This is a genomic window from Chromohalobacter sp. HP20-39 (assembly GCF_033052815.1).
In the GTDB taxonomy this organism is placed as follows: domain Bacteria; phylum Pseudomonadota; class Gammaproteobacteria; order Pseudomonadales; family Halomonadaceae; genus Chromohalobacter.
The window spans coordinates 1-254 of record NZ_JAWHTP010000923.1 but is presented as its reverse complement, the minus strand read 5'-3'; the positions used below and the strand labels follow the sequence as shown (position 1 = coordinate 254).

General features: G+C 65.0%; 1 protein-coding gene. It reads right to left on the bottom strand.

Going from position 1 to position 254, the window contains the following annotated elements; genetic code table 11:
• A partial coding sequence (locus RVY79_RS20665; RefSeq protein ID WP_317466471.1) for an ATP-binding cassette domain-containing protein occupies positions 1-254 on the bottom strand: 254 nt, incomplete at both ends.

The window sequence follows — 254 nt, the reverse complement described above, 5'->3', positions numbered from 1 at the left end:
GTAGACGAACGTCACGCCCAGCTTTTCGTGCAGCGACTTCAGCTCGTACTGCATGTGTTCGCGCAGTTGCTTGTCGAGCGCGCCCAGCGGTTCATCCATCAGCACCAGCTTGGGCTCGAACACCAGCGCGCGGGCAAGGGCAATGCGCTGCTGCTGGCCGCCGGAGAGCTGCGCGGGGTAACGCTTGGCAAAGCCTTCCATGCGCACCATCTGCAGGGCCTTGTGCACGCGGTCTGCGCGCTCGCTGGCGGGAA